Source organism: Halomonas sp. 3D7M (genome assembly GCF_014897885.1).
GTDB lineage: Bacteria > Pseudomonadota > Gammaproteobacteria > Pseudomonadales > Halomonadaceae > Vreelandella.
In genome coordinates this window covers 1-2,598 of record NZ_JABUZF010000167.1, presented here as the reverse complement: position 1 = coordinate 2,598, position 2,598 = coordinate 1, and the positions used below count along the sequence as shown (strand labels likewise).

Sequence of the window (2,598 nt, the reverse complement as noted above, 5' to 3'; positions counted from 1 at the left end):
CGGCCATATTACGGCCGGCGGTGGTCGTACGGGAGCGATACTCGGGCATGGTGTCCTCTTCTACATCTTTATCGTGGCCTACCGCATTCTTGGCGACAGGCAAGTGAATCCAGCGGCCTTAGATTGTGGCATGAGCGCACCGTGGAGACTAGATGGTGAGAGCAACCTCCCTTGCCAATTTGTCAGAGTTAAAACGTCTCCCACTGTGCAGAGTGATCTTGACTAGCCACTTCTCTTGCCGCAGCGCCTGAAGGCAGTTTCAGTGATGCTTTACGCTGCGCTTGATTAACCTGCTGTAGCTTTTCCCGGGCAGAGTGAATATTTTCTTCCTGGGCGCCTTCCAGACGGAAGGCATCCACTACATTCGCTAGCTCAAACGTCTCTAGCGCTAAATTATCCGCAGAGGCCGCGATGGTTTGTACTTTGGTGGCGTTTTGCTGAGTCACATTATCCATTTCAGCAATCGCGGAATTAATTTGGCCAATACCGCTGCTTTGCTCGCTTGAGGCGGTGCTAATCGACTCCATCAGCTCACTGACACGGCTGACCTGCTGCATCACATTATCGATGGCTCGCTCAGCTTGCTCGACCGCGCCACGGCCGCCACTGACCTCTTGCGTCGTACTTTCAATCATCTTGCGAATTTCTTGGGCCGCATCAGCACTACGGCTCGCCAAGTTACGCACTTCACTAGCTACTACCGCAAAGCCTCGACCATGCTCTCCAGCACGTGCAGCTTCGACCGATGCATTGAGTGCCAGGATATTCGTTTGGAAAGCGATTCCGTCAATGACGCCAATCATCTCCGCCATTTTTTCAGCACTTTGGGCAATACGCTGCATTCTTGCGACCAACTGCTGCATTTGCTCTCGGGTATCGCGGGTGCTTGAGGCATTCTGCACCGCCAGCTCCGTCGCTTGGCGAGCATTCTCAGTATTTTGCTGCACCGTGGACGTCATTTCTTCCATACTAGAGGCCGTTTGCTGCAGTGATGACGCCTGCTGCTCGGTGCGAGAAGCAAGCTCTTCATTTTCAGCGGCAATTTGCTGAACAGCAGGCGTGACAACCGACACTCGATGTTCTACATCACCGACAATACTCGCCAAGCTAAAGCGCATGGTATCCAACGAATAGAGCAGCTCGCCCAGCTCGTCTTTCGTTTCACGACGTTCGCGAGCAGCCAAATTACCTGCTGCAATTTGAAAAGTAATATGTCGCGCCCCTTCTACGCTGCGCAACACTGACCTTAAAATCACGGTACTGAGACCTACCATCAACAGCAAACCAATGACCATCAACACCACTTGAGCAATCAACATTTGCTGACGCCCCTGCTGTGCCTGACTCACTAGCGCTTCCGCACTTGCTCGCTCATCGCTTACTAACTGGCTACTGCCCTCTCTTAGCTGCTCTGTAGTAGGTTGTACGCCGTCGTTAAAAGCTTCGAAAGCAGCAAAGCCATTTGCGTCACTGATCGCCGTCAACGTGGTATCGACACTGTTTCCCCAGGTCGCTAATCCAACACTAAAGGCTTGCAGACGCTCAGAATCGGCATTGCTGTCAGTAAGATACTCGTTCCAAAGCGTTTGTATTGATTGAGAATATTCGCTAATTGATGCGGCAACTGCATCAACATCAACCCGCCGAGGGTTACGAACAGCAGGTTCCAACTGAGTTACAACCTGTCCGATTTGGCGGTCTATTCGCTGAAGATTGGCGACGGCTTCTAGCCCTGAGCGATTTAACGTATCGAGACGCTCACCAGAAACCATTAAGCCGTACATCCCTAGGCCGCCTGCCAATCCCATTAGAATNNCGCCTGCCAATCCCATTAGAATAATGGAGGCTACGACCATACCCGTTAACTTAGCTTTTAGGCTATTAAACTGAAAGCGAGCAAAAAAGCCTCCCACACCACGGCGCCTTAGCGCCCCTTGCGCCAGCGTGTAGCGGCGAGATTTACCTTTTTCGCGTATTTCTTTATAGACGGTTTCTGCCAGCGCAATACTTTGAGCTGGGGCTTTGCGCCGCAACGAGGTATACCCTACGATGCGATCGCCATCCCTGAGCGGTGCTACGCTAGCAGTGACCCAATAATGATCACCATTTTTACGACGATTTTTGACCGTACCCTGCCAGCTCGCACCTGACTTAATCGTCTTCCAGAAATCTGCATAAGCTGCTTCCGGCATATCCGGGTGGCGAATTAGGTTGTGAGGGCTTCCCATCAATTCATCACGGGTATAGCCGCTGACCTCGACAAACGCTGCGTTAGCGTAGGTCACATTGCCCTTCAAATCGGAACGTGAAATCAGCACAGTCTCATCGTCAAGCGTGTACTCACGCTGAGTGACGGGTTGGTTGTTGCGCATGCAGAGGCTCCCTAGGGGACTTTTAATTTTGATTTGCCTCTATTATCACTTGCTGCAAGGGAATTTAACCTCTGAATAACCCTAAAAAAACGCCGCACTCTTTGGTGCGGCGGCTTAACTAAACGGTTGTTTAACGATCGATTGAAGCGCCTACGTGAAGACCACATTGGCCACATCACGATAGCGGTTTGCAAAATGCACCGTCATTCCCTCTTTCAAGTAATCG

Annotated in this window: 1 protein-coding gene; it reads right to left on the bottom strand. The window is 51.4% G+C overall.

Translation table 11 applies throughout. From position 1 onward, the window contains the following. Positions 1-188 precede the first annotated feature (188 nt). On the bottom strand, positions 189-2,372 hold the full coding sequence (locus INT22_RS08305) for a methyl-accepting chemotaxis protein (protein ID WP_193068046.1): 2,184 nt from the start codon (positions 2,370-2,372) through the stop codon (positions 189-191). Positions 2,373-2,598 lie beyond the last annotated feature (226 nt).